Annotated in this window: 13 protein-coding genes and 3 pseudogenes; 5 read left to right on the top strand and 11 right to left on the bottom strand. The window is 59.7% G+C overall.

Going from position 1 to position 16977, the window contains the following annotated elements; all coding sequences use genetic code 11:
• The first annotated feature begins 3 nt into the window (after window positions 1-3).
• Window positions 4-267, top strand: coding sequence for an N-(5'-phosphoribosyl)anthranilate isomerase (locus ACZ1HM_RS11970; protein WP_472742971.1), 264 nt, complete (start codon window positions 4-6; stop codon window positions 265-267).
• Window positions 268-482: 215 nt separating this feature from the next.
• Here the strand turns inward: ACZ1HM_RS11970 and ACZ1HM_RS11975 are convergent, their stop codons facing one another.
• From ACZ1HM_RS11975 to ACZ1HM_RS11990, 4 genes and pseudogenes are all read right to left on the bottom strand, one after another.
• Window positions 483-1370 (bottom strand): fructose bisphosphate aldolase, encoded by an 888-nt coding sequence (locus ACZ1HM_RS11975; protein WP_472742972.1) that lies wholly within the window; start codon window positions 1368-1370, stop codon window positions 483-485.
• A gap of 67 nt (window positions 1371-1437) precedes the next feature.
• A complete protein-coding gene (locus ACZ1HM_RS11980) occupies window positions 1438-2790 on the bottom strand; it encodes a cytochrome P450 (protein ID WP_472742973.1) in 1353 nt (450 codons plus the stop codon).
• Window positions 2787-4048 (bottom strand): annotated as a pseudogene (locus ACZ1HM_RS11985) (hypothetical protein). Before ACZ1HM_RS11985 ends, ACZ1HM_RS11980 begins: the two are co-directional and overlap by 4 nt.
• Before the next feature lie 60 nt (window positions 4049-4108).
• Window positions 4109-4861 carry a cytochrome c biogenesis CcdA family protein gene (locus ACZ1HM_RS11990; protein ID WP_472742974.1) on the bottom strand — a complete coding sequence of 251 codons (753 nt, stop codon included), beginning with the start codon at window positions 4859-4861 and terminating at the stop codon, window positions 4109-4111.
• Between the two features lie 109 nt (window positions 4862-4970).
• Here ACZ1HM_RS11990 and ACZ1HM_RS11995 point away from each other — a divergent pair, with 109 nt between their 5' ends.
• Window positions 4971-5201 (top strand): sulfurtransferase TusA family protein, encoded by a 231-nt coding sequence (locus ACZ1HM_RS11995; protein WP_472744612.1) that lies wholly within the window; start codon window positions 4971-4973, stop codon window positions 5199-5201.
• Window positions 5202-5380: 179 nt separating this feature from the next.
• Here the strand turns inward: ACZ1HM_RS11995 and ACZ1HM_RS12000 are convergent.
• Window positions 5381-8204: pseudogene (locus ACZ1HM_RS12000) on the bottom strand (Rne/Rng family ribonuclease).
• Window positions 8205-8704: 500 nt separating this feature from the next.
• On the opposite strand from ACZ1HM_RS12000, the gene ACZ1HM_RS12005 reads away from it, so the two are divergent.
• Complete coding sequence (locus tag ACZ1HM_RS12005) at window positions 8705-8995, top strand: hypothetical protein (protein WP_472742975.1); 291 nt, start codon at window positions 8705-8707, stop codon at window positions 8993-8995.
• Between the two features lie 268 nt (window positions 8996-9263).
• On the opposite strand, the gene ACZ1HM_RS12010 is transcribed toward ACZ1HM_RS12005, so the two are convergent.
• The 5 genes from ACZ1HM_RS12010 to purC are packed head-to-tail and all read right to left on the bottom strand — an operon-like array spanning window position 9264 to window position 14110.
• Window positions 9264-10598 carry a sigma-54-dependent transcriptional regulator gene (locus tag ACZ1HM_RS12010; protein WP_472742976.1) on the bottom strand — a complete coding sequence of 445 codons (1335 nt, stop codon included), beginning with the start codon at window positions 10596-10598 and terminating at the stop codon, window positions 9264-9266.
• A gap of 5 nt (window positions 10599-10603) precedes the next feature.
• Window positions 10604-12361 (bottom strand): sensor histidine kinase, encoded by a 1758-nt coding sequence (locus ACZ1HM_RS12015; RefSeq protein WP_472742977.1) that lies wholly within the window; start codon window positions 12359-12361, stop codon window positions 10604-10606.
• A 36-nt stretch (window positions 12362-12397) separates the two neighbouring features.
• Window positions 12398-13066 (bottom strand): phosphoribosylformylglycinamidine synthase subunit PurQ, encoded by a 669-nt coding sequence (gene purQ / locus ACZ1HM_RS12020; protein WP_472742978.1) that lies wholly within the window; start codon window positions 13064-13066, stop codon window positions 12398-12400.
• A complete protein-coding gene (gene purS / locus ACZ1HM_RS12025; RefSeq protein ID WP_472742979.1) occupies window positions 13063-13296 on the bottom strand; it encodes a phosphoribosylformylglycinamidine synthase subunit PurS in 234 nt (77 codons plus the stop codon). Before purS ends, purQ begins: the two co-directional genes overlap by 4 nt.
• A gap of 52 nt (window positions 13297-13348) precedes the next feature.
• Window positions 13349-14110 carry a phosphoribosylaminoimidazolesuccinocarboxamide synthase gene (gene purC, locus ACZ1HM_RS12030; protein ID WP_472742980.1) on the bottom strand — a complete coding sequence of 254 codons (762 nt, stop codon included), beginning with the start codon at window positions 14108-14110 and terminating at the stop codon, window positions 13349-13351.
• Window positions 14111-14270: 160 nt separating this feature from the next.
• Between purC and ACZ1HM_RS12035 the strand changes: the two genes are divergently transcribed.
• Window positions 14271-14588 carry a DUF1476 domain-containing protein gene (locus ACZ1HM_RS12035; protein WP_472742981.1) on the top strand — a complete coding sequence of 106 codons (318 nt, stop codon included), beginning with the start codon at window positions 14271-14273 and terminating at the stop codon, window positions 14586-14588.
• Window positions 14589-14684: 96 nt separating this feature from the next.
• Window positions 14685-15702 (top strand): annotated as a pseudogene (bmt, locus tag ACZ1HM_RS12040) (betaine--homocysteine S-methyltransferase).
• 4 nt (window positions 15703-15706) lie between these two features.
• On the opposite strand, the gene ACZ1HM_RS12045 reads toward bmt, so the two are convergent.
• Window positions 15707-16783, bottom strand: coding sequence for a PA0069 family radical SAM protein (locus ACZ1HM_RS12045; RefSeq protein ID WP_472742982.1), 1077 nt, complete (start codon window positions 16781-16783; stop codon window positions 15707-15709).
• Window positions 16784-16977: the final 194 nt, after the last annotated feature.

The following is a 16977-nucleotide window of genomic DNA, read 5'->3' on the forward strand; positions in this document are numbered from 1 at the left end:
GTCATGACTTTGCCTGTTGAGCTTTCTTCTGAACATTGGATGATGCATGTTTTTAGTGCCAAAGCCGCCTGTGAGGGCGGTGTGGTGCGTCGAAAGATCCGCGATATTGAGCGGTATGTCGGTTTGGGGGTGTTTCTGGCGGAACTGGACCGGCGGGGGTTCAATGCCGTCGCGAATGCCGGGCAGTTGGTGATTTTCTGCAATCAGGAACCGGTGCGTGTGATGACGCGGGCGAAGGCTGCTGCTGTTGCGGCACGTGGGCCTTAATGTGATGGCGTTTCCTTTGAAGGAAACGGGGCGAAGTCTTTAAAGACTTCGGTGAATTTGCAACTCAGGTGCCTGTGCCTGTTTCCTTTGAAGGAAACAGATCGAAGCCTTTAAAGGCTTCGGTCCATTAGCCCATAACGCGATTTTCGCCATTTCCTTTGAAGGAAATGAACCGAACTCTTTAAAGAGTTCGGCAACCGCCCGCCAAAAGCGCTCTAAGCCACAGACGCCTCGTAGATCTTTGAAATATTCGATCCAAGCGCCGCTTCAAAGTCCGCATCTGACATCGCAACATTCAACCCTTCGGTCAGCGCCCGGCTGAAACTTGCGATCATCTTGCTGTTCTTACTCAGCCGTGCGCAGGCCTCGTCAGTGGAATAGCCCCCGGACAAAGCCACCACCCGCAACACATTCGGATGATCCGCCAGCGGATCATAGAGCCCGGGCTTTTCCGGGATCGTCAGCTTCAGCATTACCACTTCGGCATCCTCAAGTGCTGAGATATGGCGCATGAGTGCTGCCGCCAACATCTCCTCCGCCTCAGATTTGGTGTCTGAGTGGATGTTCACCTCTGGCTCAATGATCGGCACCAAGCCAGCGGCGCAGACCGCCTTTGCCACCTCAATTTGCTGTGCCACAACGGCGTCAATCCCGGCTTCATTGGCGGCATGGATCACGGAACGTTCCTTGGTCCCGAAAATGCCCGCCTCAGCGGCCCGGGCCAAAAGCGCCTCAAGCCCCGGCATCGGCTTCAGCAGCTGGACGTCTTGCGCTTCGTCCTCCAACCCCTTGTCGATCTTCAAAAAAGGCACGACGCCACGGTCTTCCCAAAGCACCTGTGCCACCGGCTTGCCATCAATGGCGCTGTCCATGGTCCGCTCAAAAAGGATCGCGCCGATCACTTTGTCAGCCGTGAAGGCATCCGCCTTGATGATCCGCGTGCGCATGGCATGCATCGCCGCAAACATCTCTTCATCGCCGGAGTAATCTGCAGGCTCAACGCCATAGAGCGCCAATGCCTTTGGCGTGGAGCCGCCCGATTGGTCTAACGCCGCGATAAAGCCTTTGCCGCTGTGCATCTGCGCTTTTTGTGCTGCGTTCATGGGTCCGTCCTGCTGTCTGATTCCGTTCCCTGAGGTTTTACGGGATAGCGGCCCAAGATGGTAGAACCTAGCGCCGTTCCAGCCGCAGCCAGATGCCATTTTGTGACCGCACTGTCAGATGCGCGACCGGGCGTGGCACCTGCGCGGGGTCCGGCAACACGCGGTAGTCGCGCAAAAGCCGCGACAACAACAGCGGCCCCTCAATCATCGCAAACCCTGCCCCCGGACAGACGCGCGGCCCGGCAGAGAACGGGATAAAGGCCTGCCGGGCGCAGGATTGGCCGTTCTCCGTCTGCCAGCGGCTCGGATCAAACCCATCAGGGTTTTCCCAAAGCCGTTCCTGACGGTGCAGATGCCAGGGGCTGATGACCACCTGCGCACCCTTGGGCACGGCCCTGTCGCGAAAGCGCTCACGCCCTTGGGTCTCACGCACCATCATTGGCACCGGCGGATAAAGCCGCAGCGCTTCGCGAAACACATCCCGGCTGATCTTTAACTGGGACATCACCGCAAAATCCGGCCCCTGCAGGGCCTGTGCCTCAGCTGCCACGCGGTCTTGCCACTCAGGATGCGTGGCCAACAGATAGAGCGTCCACGCCAGGGCAGACGCACTGGTTTCATGGCCTGCCAAAAAGAAGATGGCGACCTGATCCACCATTTCTTCGGCCTCAAAGCGTTCCCCGGTCTGTGGGTCAATGGTGGTGATGATCTTGGTGGCCAGATCATCCGGCGCGGTTCCGGCGGCCACCTCTGCCATCCGGCGCTGGGTTAGATCGGTGATCAGACGGCGGATCTCTTGCGCGCTTTGCCGGGTCCCACCGCGGAAAAACCGGGGCATCCACCGCGGCAACGGCACGAATGCGGCCAGGTTTAACAGCGGTTGTGAACGTTGGTAGGTGCCAAAAGCGGCAAAGACAGCTCGGGCCAGGTGATGATCAATGTGCAACGAAAACAAGGTGCGAAAAATCACATCGGCTGCGGCGTGGCTGGTTGCGGCCTCAATCTCAAGCGCCTGTCCCGCCTGCCCGTCCAGCCTTACTGCAAAGGCTTCTGAGGCGGCCCACATGGCGGGAAAGCTTTCCCGCAACCGCCCGCCTTCAAAGGCCGGGTCGATGATGCGCCGCTGGCGTTCCCAGGTAGCACCGTTGGTCAGAAACACCGAACGCCCCAGAAGGGGGCGCAGCCCCTCACCGATCCGGTCGGATTTGGGGAAATCGGCGGGCCGTTCCTGCAGAACCGTGCGCACAAGCTCGGGCTGGTTGATCATGTAGCTGCGAAAAAACGGCGTCTTAAACTCCGCCATCCAGGCCCGGTAAAGCCGCGCTGGCTGTGCGGACAGGATGTCTTGCCGAAACAGCCGCAAATACCGCCAAAGCGATACCTTATCGGCACGGCTGGGCGGTTTCGGCGGCAAGGTCATGCGGCAACCGACGTGTATTTGCTGACCGCATGGTCAATGCGCGACTTTGACGGCGGCCGCCCCGCATAGCGCGCACGCAATGTCTGCGGCCCAGCAGTGATCTGGAAATAATCATAGTCCTTTGGCCGGTCAAAGGCGCAAAGGTACTGGAAATGCAGCCGAAAGAACCGCCAGCGCAGCGCTTTCCAACGCGCGGGGCTGAGCGTTTGGGTAAAGGCTGCAGAAAACACCAGCGGCCATGTTTTTCCGTCCGTTGCCACGCCCGACACCGCCACCGGATCACAGAGCGCAAAGGCGCATCCGTCCCCAGGCGCGGTGACATCGACCCAGGGCAAGGTATCTTGCGTCGAAAGCGTTTGCAGATCGGCGCGCAGCCGCTGCGCCTCAGGCAGGAAAGAGACCATTGGCACCACCTGCCCCAGGCTCAAAAATGACAACGCGGGGCCATCGCTGGGGACGGCCTTGTCGCGGATCAGATCTGCCAGGATGGATATCGCCAGATGTGCGCCTGACGAATGGCCCACGATCAACACCTCATCCACGTCTGAACGCAGGGCTGCAAGGATGGTGGTGCGAAATGCGGCCAAGCGGTCTTCCAGTTCTTGCGGATACGCCCCCTAAGGGAGGCTGAATGCGCGTAATCCAGCATCAAATAATGGGCAAAGAGCTTACCATCTTTGCGTTTCCACCAGCGCAGCGTGGCAACCGCCATCAAAAGTGCAACAGATGCCGTTGCCGCTTGTCCCGCGAGGGTTGCTGTTTCTGCCGTGATCACCATCCCCATGACAGTGCGGACGGCCCAGCCCGCAAAAGTCCCCAAGGCCAGCCCAACCAGCACCGACAGGATAAGCTGAGCGATCAACATGCCAATTGGGTACAGCGCTGCGATCACAGGGCCTTTGCGCAGGCGCATCAACCGCCAGAGTGCACCGGTTGAGACATAAATCCACGCCGTGCGCAGCAGTTGCAGGTACGTGGCCGCAATGGAGCTGTCCATGCTGTCCCGCACGATGTCGGACCAGACCAGCACATCCACCTCCGTCTGAACCTGCTGCCCGCCAATGCGCGCGGCCACCCGCCAGCCATAGGTGTCGGTGGTGGGTTTGGGGCTAAGCGTGAGGTCATAGCCAGAAATCGCCGCCTGTGCGGCCCCTTCTTTTCGGTACAGCTCGCGGTAGCGGCGGGGATGAATCGGATCGTAGCCAGGAATGTAGAAAACCTGGCGGGATCGCACCTGTTGTTTTGCTTGATGATCCATACTGCCCTCTTGCGTGCAGCATAGTGGTTTTTGAAAGGTTGATAAGAGGTTACGCGCCGGCTAGCCCAGCGTGGCCAGCGCGGGAAATGTCTCAAGCAGCCAAAAGGCGAAACTGGTGAAAGCCCCTGTGACCATGGCAAAGCCCACAAGAACCAGCAGGCCGCCCATCACCCGTTCAATCATTTTCATATGCCGCTTGAGCCGGTTCATCACACGGGTGGCATTGGTGATGAACATCGCAGCCAACAGGAACGGAATGCCCAGCCCAGCTGCGTAAACCCCCAGCAATAGCGTGCCCTTGGACACCGACGCCTCAGAGGCTGCCAAGGTCAGGATCGCCCCCAGCTGCGGCCCAATGCAGGGCGTCCAGCCGAACGCAAAGGCCAGGCCCAGCACATAGGCCCCCAGACTGCTGCCGCCCTTGTCACCCGCATCCAACCGCGCCTCTTGGTCCAGAAGCGGGATGCGAAAGACACCCAGAAAGTGCAGCCCGAAGATAATGATCACAACACCTGAGATCTGCGCGAAAAGCACCTGATTTTGCAGGAAAAACGCGCCAAAGGCCGATGCCGTAAAGCCCAGGATCAGGAAAACCGTGCTAAGCCCCAATACAAAGAACAGCGCCGAAATCACCGCCTTGCGCCGCGCTTCCCGCTCGGACGACATGTCATTTAACGACACGCCGCTCATGTAGGCCAGATAGGGCGGCACGATGGGCAAGACGCAAGGGCTCAGAAAGCTGAGCGTGCCTGCCACCAAGGCGATCATCATCGCAGGCAGAAGGCTGGCGTCTATGAGGTCAAAGCCGAACATGCGCTACACCTAACCCCGATCAGCCCGAGCGTCACGCGGTGATTGGTCACATGCTTGTGTTGCACGTTACGGTCTTTCCTTGCGCGCGTTTCTTCGCTATCGCCGCGCCATGGCGATACATGACCTTGATGCGACCGGGCTGCTTTGCCCCCTGCCCGTGCTGAAACTGCGCAAAAGGCTGGCGGGGCTGGCCGTGGGTGATCAGATGCGGCTGATGGCGGATGACCCTGCCGCAATCGTGGATGTGCCGCATTTCTGCGCCGAAAGCAGGCACCGGTTGGTTTCAACCGAAGACCAGGGCGGCGTGCAAATCTATCTGGTGGAGAAAACCGCGCCCTAAGGCGGAATACACCCAAACTGCATGGCCGCGCATCGCACACCCGGTTAAAACGCTGGATTTCAGGCGCGGCGGTGTGACCCAGGTTTACGTGTGTCTGCAAAACGAATGCCGCGCGCACCGATGACGCCAAGCTCTGCCGCAAATGAAAACGCCACCGAAGAACGGTGGCGTTTTTTGGTTTATCGGCCCAAAGACCACCAACCTTTACGCTTGGGTTTGGCTGGCTCCTCTGGCTTGGCCTCTGCCACGGGGGCAGCTGGGGCCGGTTCCGGCGTCGGTTCTGGCGCGGGCGTCGGCTCTGGTGCAGGTGTCGGCTCTGGCGCAGGGGCGTCAGCGGCCTCTTCCTTTTGGGCTTGGCCCGGCTGCGGGTCTTCTTGGGCTTCAGGGCCTCAGCCGCCTCATCACCGGGCACAGCTTCTGCTGCTGCATCAGCTTCTGGTGCCGCCGCCTTTTTCGCCGCAGGTTTGCGGGTGCGCTTGGGCTTGGGCTTTTCCTCTGCCTCAGCTTCCGGCGCGTCAGATGTCTCTGCCTCGGTGCAGCAGCCTCAGCCGCAGCTTCTTCCGCTTTCTTTTTAGAGGACGACCGGCTGCGCTTGGGCTTGGGTTTCTCCTCTGCCGCTGGCACCTCTTCGCTGGCAACAGCGTCGTCAGCTTGCGGGGCATCCGCCGCCTCGGCCTTCGCCTTGGTGGAGCGCGACCGGCTGCGGGTGGTTTTTTTCTTCGGAGCCTCTTGCTCTGCCGCATCTGATGTCTCAGCCGCTGGAGCCTCAGCCGCCGCGTCATCCGAGGTCTCTGATGCCTCACCCGCATCCTTGGCCTCTGACGGAGCCTCAGCCCCCTCATCCCCGTTTGCGCCATCCGCCTGATGAGCGTCACCGCCGCCAGACTTGCCCCGGCCCCGGCTCCGCCGCCGCCGTCTGCGCCGCTTGGGCTTGCCTTCGGTATCGGCAGTACCCTCTTGGTTTTCGACCTCTGCGGCCTCAGAGGCCTCAGCCGCTTCGGCCTCATCCTCATCCACCTGGTCCATCAGCGAGGTATCAACAGATACCACCGCCTCACCCGCTTGGGGCACATTGCGGGTCGCTGTTTTGAACTTCTCCATTGAGAAATCAGGGCTGACCAACATTGGATCGCCTTCGATCCTAACGGCCATGCCATACCGCGCCTCAATCTGCGCCACATGCTCGCGCTTGGCGTTCATCAGGAAATTGGCAATGCTGACCGGCGCTTTGACCAGCACCTCACGGGTGCGGCGGCGCGTGCCTTCTTCTTCCATCTGGCGAATAATAGATAGCGCCAGACTGTCATCTGAGCGGATCAGACCCGTGCCATGGCACGCCGGACAAGGCTGCGTTGTCGCCTCAATCATACCTGGCCGCAGACGTTGGCGCGACATTTCCATCAGACCAAAGCCCGAGATACGGCCCACCTGGATGCGCGCGCGGTCCGTCTTAAGCTTGTCTTTCATGCGCTTTTCAACGGCGGTGTTGTTTTTGCGCTCATCCATGTCGATGAAGTCAATCACGATCAGACCGGCCAGATCGCGCAGGCGCAACTGGCGCGCCACCTCATCGGCAGCTTCCAAGTTAGTCTTGGTCGCGGTCTGCTCAATTGAGCCTTCTTTGGTCGCCCGGCCCGAGTTCACGTCGATGGCCACCAAAGCCTCGGTCACGCCGATGACGATATAGCCACCCGACGGCAGTTGCACCGTTGGGTTGAACATGCCAGCAAGATAGCCTTCCACCTGATACCGCGCAAAAAGCGGCAGGCCGTCTTCATAGCGTTTCACGTTTTTGGCATGGGACGGCATGATCATCTTCATGAAGTCCTTGGCGATGCGATAGCCCCGCTCACCTTCCACAAAAACCTCATCAATCTCGCGGTTGTACAAATCGCGGATCGACCGTTTGATCAGATCGCCTTCCTCATAGATCTTGGCAGGCGCAATCGACTTCAACGTCAATTCGCGGATCTGTTCCCACAAACGTTGGAGATACTCATAATCGCGTTTGATCTCCGCACGGGTGCGCTTGGCCCCCGCTGTGCGCACGATCAGGCCCGCCCCTTGCGGCACGGAAATCTCGCCCGCGATTTCTTTCAGCTTCTTGCGGTCGGCCGCATTGGTGATCTTGCGACTGATCCCGCCACCACGCGCGGTGTTGGGCATCAAAACACAATACCGACCCGCCAGGCTGAGGTAGGTGGTCAGCGCAGCACCCTTGTTGCCGCGCTCTTCTTTGACGACCTGCACCAGCAGAATCTGGCGGACTTTTATCACTTCCTGAATTTTGTAGCGCCGCGGACGTGGCTTGCGCGCGGGGCGAATATCTTCACTGTCATCTTCATCGGCGACGGATTCGATGCTTTCGTCCTTTGCAGTCGCATCGGTGGCCTTGGCCTCACCTTCGTCGTCTGCATCTGTATCAGCATCGCTGTCGTCAGCAGTGTCTGCCTCTGCGGCGTCCAACTCAGCGGCATCTGGCGAATCCACAGGGGCCTCAGGCACCCGCTCCATCGGAGAGGAGGCTTCGCTCTCATCCACCTCAACTTCGTCTTCATCGGTTAGATCGACGGTTTCCATGCCCTCAATCTCGGCTGAGGTCTTGGCGTCCTGGGCATTAGCCTCTTCGGCTTTCGCCTTCGAGCGGCTGCGCGAGCGAGAGCGGCGTTTCTTGGGCTTGTCCTCATCCTCATCGCGCGCGGCCTGCGCTTCGGCATAGGCGCGTTCTTCTTCCAAAAGCGCCTGCCGGTCGGCAACGGGGATCTGGTAATAATCCGGGTGGATCTCGGAAAAAGCCAGGAAACCATGGCGATTACCACCATAGTCTACAAAGGCCGCCTGCAAAGACGGCTCAACCCGGGTTACTTTTGCGAGATATATGTTGCCGGCCAGTTGGCGGCGATTTTCGGATTCAAAGTCAAATTCCTCAACCTTGTTTCCGTCCACCACCACAACGCGGGTCTCTTCCGCGTGGGTGGCATCGATAAGCATTTTCTTAGGCATGTTTTCACGTTGCACAGCACATGGGCCACGCGCCTCCCTGGGGGGCGAGCGGCCTTGCGGTGTGTCTTGTCAGGGCGATTGGGGACGGCGCAAAGACGGGGCCCGAAAGGGCCGTTCCGTTCCTGCTCTTCGCAACTGCGCGCGTCATCGCGGTTCTTCTCCGACGGGATCGGGGCCTTGCCCCGCCCATCCATTTTTAACTGTGTCGCCACGAAGGGGTTCGCCCCATCTGGCGGCCAGCGGTTCTTTGGCCATCTCCGGCCTAATCAATCTGTTAGCGCCGCCATTTCGCCGGCGAAAAACAGTGAATCTCTCTCGTGGGAGTTGAAAGGGGGACCCCCTTCGCACTTTCCCATCCCCCTACCTAAGGGCTTTGCTGATTAAATTACAAGGTCAAAGCGACCTGCCTTGCGTAAAACCGGCCCAAGCCTGCGGCAGCTTGACAAAATATCGTGCCTAAGGCTCATCTGAGCGCAGAAATCAGAAATAAAGGATGTCTCATGCACCGCACCCTGCGCCCCGCTCTTGCCCTGACCCTGCTTGGCCTGGCCGCATGTGATGAATTGGCCGTGGCCGATGATCCAGAAGCCCTGGCGGACCTGCGCGGCTCCAAAAGCTGCGTCTCCGCCGTCGCCAAGGAAACCGGGGCCAGCGGCGTGGCCGTCAACACCGCCCTGCCCGTGGTTGAGCTGAACCGCTTCATCATCGATGTGCCCGGCGGCGGCATGTGGACCTGCGTGACCGACGCCAATGGCCGCGCCACAGAAATCGTCAAACGCCAGACCGGCTAACCTCAGCCTTTGGTTTCGGAGCCGCCCTTGCTTGGGCACAGGCGGACAGAAGGACAGCCGATTGCCAAGGCAAATCCACGCGGGGCCCCTTTAGGGGAGACGTTGATTTTCCTTGAGAAACGGATGGCCTTTTGTCAGACAGGGACCATGCAAGGGGGAACTGAAACCATTTGGTTTTGGTGAGCCCGCAGCCCACTGCCCCGAGCCACCCCGCACAACAGATGCTGCAGATCCCGCGCAGAGGGCCCCGCCCGATAAGCGCCTGACATCACAAATAGTCAGACCGCTGCAATCCGTATTTGGCCATCTTCTCATTCAACGTCCGGCGCGGCAGGCACAGCTCTTCCATCACACTTGCAATAGATCCCTTGTGGCGCCGCATGGTGTTGTCGATCAACATCCGCTCGAAAGCTTCCACATATTCCTTCAGCGGCTTGCCCTCGGTCGTCATCACCGGCTGCATCTCTTCGTGATCCGACATTAACAAAGACGCAATCGTCCCAGACCCGCGCCGCGATTGCAGCACCGCGCGTTCCGCCACGTTGATCAGTTGGCGCACATTGCCGGGCCAAGGTGCTTGCAACAACTGCGCAGCCTCCTGCGCACTGACCTGCGGCGCGTCACAGCCGTATTCCTCGGCAAATTGATCGCTGAGCCGGGTAAAGAGCGTCAGAATATCCTCGCCCCGCTGGCGCAGCGGCGGCACAGTGATGCGCAGGGCCGCCAACCGGTAGAACAGATCAGAGCGCAAAGCATCCTCTGACGTGCGCCCGGCCTCTTGCAGATTAGAGATCGCGATGATCCGCGTCTCAGCTGGGGTGCCTTGTTCGTTGATCACGCTGAGCAAGCGCGCCTGCAACGTCTCTGACAAGGCCTCAATATCTTCCAGCAGCAACGTGCCGCCGCGCGCCTCTTCGATCGCGGGCAATTGCGCGTCCTCAGGCAACATCGGCCCAAAGAGCCGTTTGGCCAACATCTCTTCCTCCAGCGCCCCGCAGGACACCAGCACAAACTTCTTGCCCGCGCGGGACCCGACCGCATGCAGCGCATGCGCCACCAAGGTCTTGCCCGTCCCGGTTTCCCCATCAATCAGCACATGGCCATCGGCCTGCCCCAGATCGAGGATGTCTTCACGCAGCCGCTCCATCACCGGCGACTGGCCAATCAGCTTTTTCATCAGCTGACCGCCATCAGACAATTCACGCCGCAGCGCGCGGTTATCCATCACCAGACGCCGCGCGTTGGTGGCTTTTTTGGCCAGCTCGCTCATCCGGTCGGGGTTGAAGGGCTTTTCCAGAAAATCAAAGGCCCCGACCCGCATGGCTTCCACCGCCATAGGCACATCGCCATGCCCGGTGATCATGATCACCGGCAGCGCGGAATCGTTGCCCATCAGCTTTTTGAGGAACTGCATCCCGTCCATGCCCGGCATCTTGATGTCCGAAATGACGATGCCCGGATAATCCGGCCCCAGCTTTTTCAGCGCATCCTCAGCCGATCCAAAGGTCTCCGTGTCATAGCCCGACAGGGCCAACCACTGGCTGATGGACTGACGCATGTCCTGTTCATCATCCACAATCGCAATCTTCATCGCCTGTGCCATCGTCTCTACTCCGCCGCTTCAATCGCGCTGTTCTCGCCCAGAATGGGCAGTTGCATTTCAAAGACCGCGCCACCGTGTTGTCCGTTGCGGGCGGTCAGCCGTCCTCCAAGGTCGTTCACGATGCCCGACGAGATAGCAAGCCCCAAGCCCACACCGTCCCCGGCCTGCTTGGTGGTATAAAAGGGCTCAAAAAGCGCATCGAGGTCCTCAACACCGGGGCCGTTGTCCCGCACCGTCAGCGTTGCCGTTTCGCCTGCCGACAGCATCACCTCGACGTGCGGGTCCCGGACGGATTTGGTCGCATCAAGCGCATTGCGCAAGAGGTTGACGATCACTTGTTCGATCCGCATCCGGTCGCCCATCACCACCACTGGATCATCTGGCAAAATCCGGCTGATCTGCACCTTCCGCTGCTTCAGTTGTGGCTCCATCATCGACATGGCTGAGGCCAGTGCCGCCCCAATATCTACAGGTGAAAGCGCTTCTTGGCCCTTTCGCGCATAGGACTTGAGCTGGCGTGTGATAGCCCCCATCCGCTCAATCAGATCGTCGATGCGCCCAAAGGAAGAAAGCGCCTCCTCGGGCCGGTTGCGGCGCAGCAAAAGCCGCGCGCCCGCCAGATAGGTCTTCATCGCCGCCAAAGGCTGGTTCAGCTCATGACTGACCGCCGCCGACATCTCGCCCAATGCGGCCAGTTTTGACGATTGCTCCAGCGTCTGTTCGGCCACCGCAAGCGTCTCTTGCACGCGCTTACGCTCAGCGATTTCCCGCTGGAGGGCTGCGTTCAATGCGCGAAGTTTGGCCGATTCTCGCTGGAAAATTGCCAACCGCCCCGCTGTGCGACGGCTCAAAAAGTAGAAGGTCATCGCCAGAAGAATCGCAAATCCCATCACCTCAAGCGCCAGAACCGCGTTCACTTTCTCACGCACAGAGGCATAGGTCGTATAGCTGACCATCCGCCAGCCCCGGAACGGAATGCGGTCCTCAAGCCGCATGACCGCCTCGCCCTGGAGATAGGCATCGGGGGGCAGTGCCGTCCAATCGGCGGTGGCCTGAATGGCCCGCTCAATGGCCGTTTGCGGTGTCTGGCTGGCCAGTGCCGCCTCTTCGGTCAATCCGCGCCACCGCGGCGCCGTTGCCAGAATAATCTCCCCGGCGCTGTCCATCACGATCACCGCATCTGAGATCCCCGCCCAGGCACGCTCAAATTGCTGCAAATCGACTTCCACCGCGATCACACCAAGCGTGTCAGCCCCGTTCTGGATACGCCGCGAATAAACAAACTGATACCCGCCGCTTTCCAGCCTGCTGGTGGTAAAGATCGTGGCCGTGGCGCGAATGGCATCCACGAAATGCGCCTCTGAGCGATGCGAGGATCCCAACCGGTTGCGGTCAGTGGCGGCCACTATGCGCCCGTCGATGTCATAAAGCAGCAAAGACGCCGCCCCGATTTCTTCGACAAATGAGATCAAGCGCTGCGTCGACAGCGTATATTCAGCACTATCAAGCGCCTGAATAAGGGCAGGGTCGCGGGCCAAAAGCTGTGGCACAATCGCCGCTTGACGCAATTCAGCCTGCAGATTGCCCGTGTAAAGCAACATCCGCTGTTCGGCGCGGTTGCGTGTGGTTTCGGTAAATCGGTCGGTCAGCAGCTTGTTGGTAACCGAAATCACCGTCACCGCCAGGATCAACAACACCGCAATCGCCAGACGCACCCGCCAGGAGATGTTCAAGGTTGATCTGGGTTCAGCAGCTGTACTCACCCCACAACTCTACGCAGAGCCCAAGCCGCACTCAAGTCACGCGATGCTCAGCGCCCCTGCCAATGCGCGGAAGAGCGCCGTCCCATCCGTGCCGCCATGGCCAACATCCGCCGCCCGCTCGGGGTGCGGCATCATGCCAAGGACGCGCCGGTTCTCAGACAACACACCCGCAATGTCGCTCAGAGAGCCATTGGGATTGTCAGTGTAGGAAAACGCAACCCGGTCATCACCCTGCAAACGCGCGATGGTCTCGGGGTCAGCAAAATAGTTGCCGTCGTGATGGGCGATCGGGACGTTGATCACATCGCCTGCGTTATACCCTTCGGTAAAGGCACTTTGCGAGGTTTCGACCTTCAAGCCGACGGTCTTGCAAATGTACTTCAATCCCGCATTGCGCAAAAGCGCACCGGGCAGCAGCCCGGTTTCCGTCAGCACCTGAAAGCCATTGCAGATGCCCAACACATAACCACCACGCGCGGCATGATCCTTCACCGATTGCACAATCGGGCTTTGCGCCGCAATCGCCCCGCAGCGCAGATAATCCCCATAGGAAAACCCGCCCGGCACACCGACGATATCCACCCCCTCAGGCAGCGCATCATCCTTGTGCCACACCATGTCAACAGCAGCCCCCGCCTGTTCAAAGGCAACAGCAAGGTCGCGGTCACAGTTGGAGCCGGGAAAGACGACAACAGCGGCCTTCATCCCAAAAGCTCCACCGAATAGCTTTCAATGACCGTATTGGCCAAAAGCTTTTCGCACATGTCGTTCACATCGGCCTCTGTCGTGCCTGCGGCCAGATCCAGCTCAATCACCTTGCCCTGCCGCACACCGCTGACGCCGTCAAACCCCAGCGCGCCAAGCGCATGGCGCACGGCCTCACCCTGAGGGTCCAACACGCCATTCTTCAGCATCACATGCACCCGTGCCTTCATCGCGCATCCCCTCGCTTCATCTTTCCACTATAACTCACTTCCAAGGCCCGCCTCAGTTGATCAACGTTGGTTTGGTGATCGGCGTAGAGGTCTTGGGCATCACCCCCAACCGGCGCGCCACTTCGGTGTAGGCATCGGTCAAGGACCCCAGATCGCGCCGGAACACGTCCTTATCCAGCTTCTGACCGGTCTCAATGTCCCACAAACGGCAGCTGTCCGGGCTGATCTCATCGGCCACCACAAGACGCTGAAAATCGCCGTCATAAACGCGGCCAATCTCAATCTTGAAATCCACAAGGCGGATGCCCACGGCCATCATGACGCCTGATAGAAAGTCATTCACCCGCAACGCCAGGCTCAGGATGTCTTCCATGTCTTGCTGTCCGGCCCACCCAAAGGCCGCGATATGCTCTTCGGTGACCAGCGGATCGCCCAAAGCATCGTCCTTGTAGCAGTATTCCACGATGGGACGGGGCAATTGCGTGCCTTCCTCAATGCCAAGCCGCTTGGACATGGTCCCGGCCGCATAATTGCGCACGATCACTTCCAGCGGGACGATTTCGCACTGCCGCACCAATTGCTCACGCATGTTGATGCGTTTGATGAAATGCGTGGGCACGCCGATCTGCCCAAGCCCGGTCATGAAAAATTCGCTCAGGCGGTTGTTTAGCACGCCCTTGCCTTCGATCACGTCCTTTTTCTGGGCGTTAAAGGCGGTCGCATCATCTTTGAAGTACTGCACAATCGTGCCGGGCTCAGGACCTTCGTAGAGGATTTTCGCTTTGCCTTCGTAGATCTTCTTGCGCCGAGCCATGGGCGTCCTTTCACCGGAACGCAGGCCGGGGAGCGCCCCAGCCCTGTTGTGGCTCTCTTAAGCCATGCAAATGCGCCCTGCAAGCAGCAGCCGCATCTTGTCTGCCCCCCAGTCAGCACACATCTACACCTCACAGGAAGTGCCAACCCGGAGGATCCCCATGAGCACGATGAAAGACCGCGAAAACGCCTTTGAGAACAAGTTCGCCCATGACGCCGAAATGCAATTCAAGGCCGAAGCCCGCCGCAACAAATTGCTGGGCCTTTGGGCGGCTGAATTGCTGGGCAAGTCGGGTGAGGACGCCGCGGCCTATGCCAAAGAAGTGGTCAAGGCAGACTTTGAAGAAGCCGGAGACGAAGACGTCTACCGCAAGGTCGCAGGCGATCTGGGTGACAAGGCGGATGAGGCAACGATCCGCGCGCAAATGGCGGGTCTGATGTCGCAAGCCAAGGCGCAACTGGCCGATGAGGCCACCTAAACCCCAAGGCGCACTCATAATCAAAATGAAAATTATGAATTTGCTTTGAATAGCGCCGCATGACACGGGTGCCTGTAGATCAATACAGGCACCCTTATGTCCCACATCCTTACTGAAATGCTCGCCGAGAAAGGCGCTTTGCTGGCCGATGGAGCCACAGGCACCAACCTTTTCAACATGGGGCTGATGTCGGGCGACGCGCCTGAACTTTGGAACACTGCTGAGCCACAAAAAATCACCGCCCTCTATCGCGGCGCGGTTGAGGCTGGCAGCGACCTTTTTCTCACCAACAGCTTTGGGGCCAATGCCTCGCGTCTGAAACTGCATGATGCGGCCAAACGCGCCCATGAGCTGAGCCGCGTCGCGGCTGAGCTGGGGCGTGAGGTTGCCGATACCGCTGGGCGCACCGTGATTGTGGCCGGCTCCGTGGGCCCAACAGGTGAGATCATGGAGCCTGTTGGTGCGCTCAGCCACAGCCTTGCTGTCGAGATGTTTCACGAAACCGCTGACGGGCTGAAGGCGGGTGGCGCTGATATCGGCTGGCTGGAGACGATCAGCGCCCCTGAGGAATATACCGCTGCCGCCGAAGGCTTTGGCTTTGGCGGGCCTGCCCTGGTGTGGCACCATGAGTTTTGACACCGCCGGGCGGACGATGATGGGCCTGACCTCAGAAGGGATGGTCGATCTGGTCGACGGGCTGGACAATGCGCCCCTGGCATATGGTGCCAATTGCGGCACGGGCGCGTCTGATCTGTTGCGCACCGTGCTTGGCTTTGCCAACAAAGCCAGCCCGCGCCCGATCATCGCCAAAGGCAACGCAGGCATCCCAAAATACGTGGATGGCCATATCCACTATGATGGCACGCCTGAGTTGATGGGCGATTACGCCGTGATGGCGCGCAATTGCGGGGCCAGCATCATCGGCGGGTGCTGCGGCACCATGCCTGCGCATTTACAAGTGATGCGCGACCGCCTGGACAGCACTCCAAAGGGCAGCGCACCTGAACTGGCTGAGATTGTTGCGGCCTTGGGTGACTTTTCCTCTGAAAGCGATGGCACGGGCGCAGACGCGGCTCCCAAACGCCGCGAACGGCGCGGGCGTCGCCGCGCCTGACATGTCAAAGCAGGCTCAATTGCTGGCCCGGCAACACCGGCGGGCGAAAAAGATCGCAGCGCATCGGCGGCGCTTGGGTCGATAAGCCCAGTCGTTTGATCGCCACCTCAAAACGCTGTGCGATGATCTGGGCATAGGGCCCCTCGCCGCGCATGCGTTTGTGCCAGGTTGCATCGTATTCCTTCCCGCCATGCATCTCACGCAGGCGGCTCATGATCCGCCCGGCACGGTCCGGGAAATGCGCACCCAACCACTCTTGTACCAACGGCGATACCTCTTGCGGCAGGCGCAGCATGATCCAGCTGGCATGGCGCGCCCCTGCGTCACGGCCTGCGGCCAGGATCGCCTCCAACTCAGGATCGCTGAGCGCCGGGATCATAGGAGAGGCCATCACCCGCACCGGGATCCCCGCCTCTGCCAACCGACGGATCATCTGCAAACGCCGCTTGGGCGCAGGCGCGCGCGGCTCCATCAAGCGGCTGAGCTTTCCGTCTAGCGTTGTGACAGAAATGCCCACGCGCACCAGCCCCCGCCGCGCCATCGGCCCCAGGATATCAATGTCGCGTTCAATCAGGCTGCCCTTGGTCACAATGGCCACGGGATGCCCGACCTCCGCCAACACCTCCAGGCAGGCCCGCATGATCTGATGCTCTTTCTCAATGGGTTGATAAGGATCGGTATTGGTCCCAATGGCAATGGGTGCCACACGGTAGCGCTTGGCCGCCAGCTCAGCGCGCAACACCTCAGGTGCATCCGGGCGCGCAATCAGCTGCGTTTCAAAATCAAGCCCCGGCGACAGCCCCAGATAGGCATGGCTTGGCCGCGCAAAGCAATAAACGCAGCCGTGCTCACACCCCCGGTAAGGGTTGATCGACCGATCAAACGGCAGATCAGGCGAGCTGTTGTAGGTGATCATCTTACGCGGCACCTCAATACGCGTTTGGGTCCGCAACACCGGCAACACCTCATCCTGCGGCCAGCCGTCATCCGCAGCCTCCCGGCGCAGCGCCTCATACCGGCCCACATGATTGCTTAGTGCCGCACGGCCTTTGAGTTGAAACTGTTTGCGCGCATCATCCATACACCCAAATAGAACAAATAGAGAACGAATACAACCAAAACCCCCTATCCCTTTGTGCAGATGCAGAAAAAGTTCATGATAATAATGAAAAAAATGCGTCGTTCTGAATGCAACCCGTGTCGCAATTTGTCTGTCAGACTGCGGTTTTCCGTGACAAAAGGGACAGAGTTAAGGTGCCCGCACCCAGCAGAAGG

The sequence above is a fragment of the Sulfitobacter sp. GN1-4 genome (assembly GCF_055693825.1).

Excerpts from the sequence above, each read along its gene's own strand:
- ACZ1HM_RS11975 (WP_472742972.1), bottom strand. The coding sequence starts at position 1,370 with ATGAACGCAGCACAAAAAGCGCAGATGCACAGCGGCAAAGGCTTTATC.
- purQ (WP_472742978.1), bottom strand. The coding sequence starts at position 13,066 with ATGAAGGCCGCTGTTGTCGTCTTTCCCGGCTCCAACTGTGACCGCGAC.
- ACZ1HM_RS11990 (WP_472742974.1), bottom strand. The coding sequence starts at position 4,861 with ATGTTCGGCTTTGACCTCATAGACGCCAGCCTTCTGCCTGCGATGATG.
- ACZ1HM_RS12045 (WP_472742982.1), bottom strand. The coding sequence starts at position 16,783 with ATGGATGATGCGCGCAAACAGTTTCAACTCAAAGGCCGTGCGGCACTA.
- purC (WP_472742980.1), bottom strand. The coding sequence starts at position 14,110 with ATGGCTCGGCGCAAGAAGATCTACGAAGGCAAAGCGAAAATCCTCTAC.
- ACZ1HM_RS11995 (WP_472744612.1), top strand. The coding sequence starts at position 4,971 with ATGGCGATACATGACCTTGATGCGACCGGGCTGCTTTGCCCCCTGCCC.
- ACZ1HM_RS11980 (WP_472742973.1), bottom strand. The coding sequence starts at position 2,790 with ATGACCTTGCCGCCGAAACCGCCCAGCCGTGCCGATAAGGTATCGCTT.
- ACZ1HM_RS12005 (WP_472742975.1), top strand. The coding sequence starts at position 8,705 with ATGCACCGCACCCTGCGCCCCGCTCTTGCCCTGACCCTGCTTGGCCTG.
- ACZ1HM_RS12035 (WP_472742981.1), top strand. The coding sequence starts at position 14,271 with ATGAGCACGATGAAAGACCGCGAAAACGCCTTTGAGAACAAGTTCGCC.
- ACZ1HM_RS11970 (WP_472742971.1), top strand. The coding sequence starts at position 4 with ATGACTTTGCCTGTTGAGCTTTCTTCTGAACATTGGATGATGCATGTT.
- purS (WP_472742979.1), bottom strand. The coding sequence starts at position 13,296 with ATGAAGGCACGGGTGCATGTGATGCTGAAGAATGGCGTGTTGGACCCT.
- ACZ1HM_RS12010 (WP_472742976.1), bottom strand. The coding sequence starts at position 10,598 with ATGGCACAGGCGATGAAGATTGCGATTGTGGATGATGAACAGGACATG.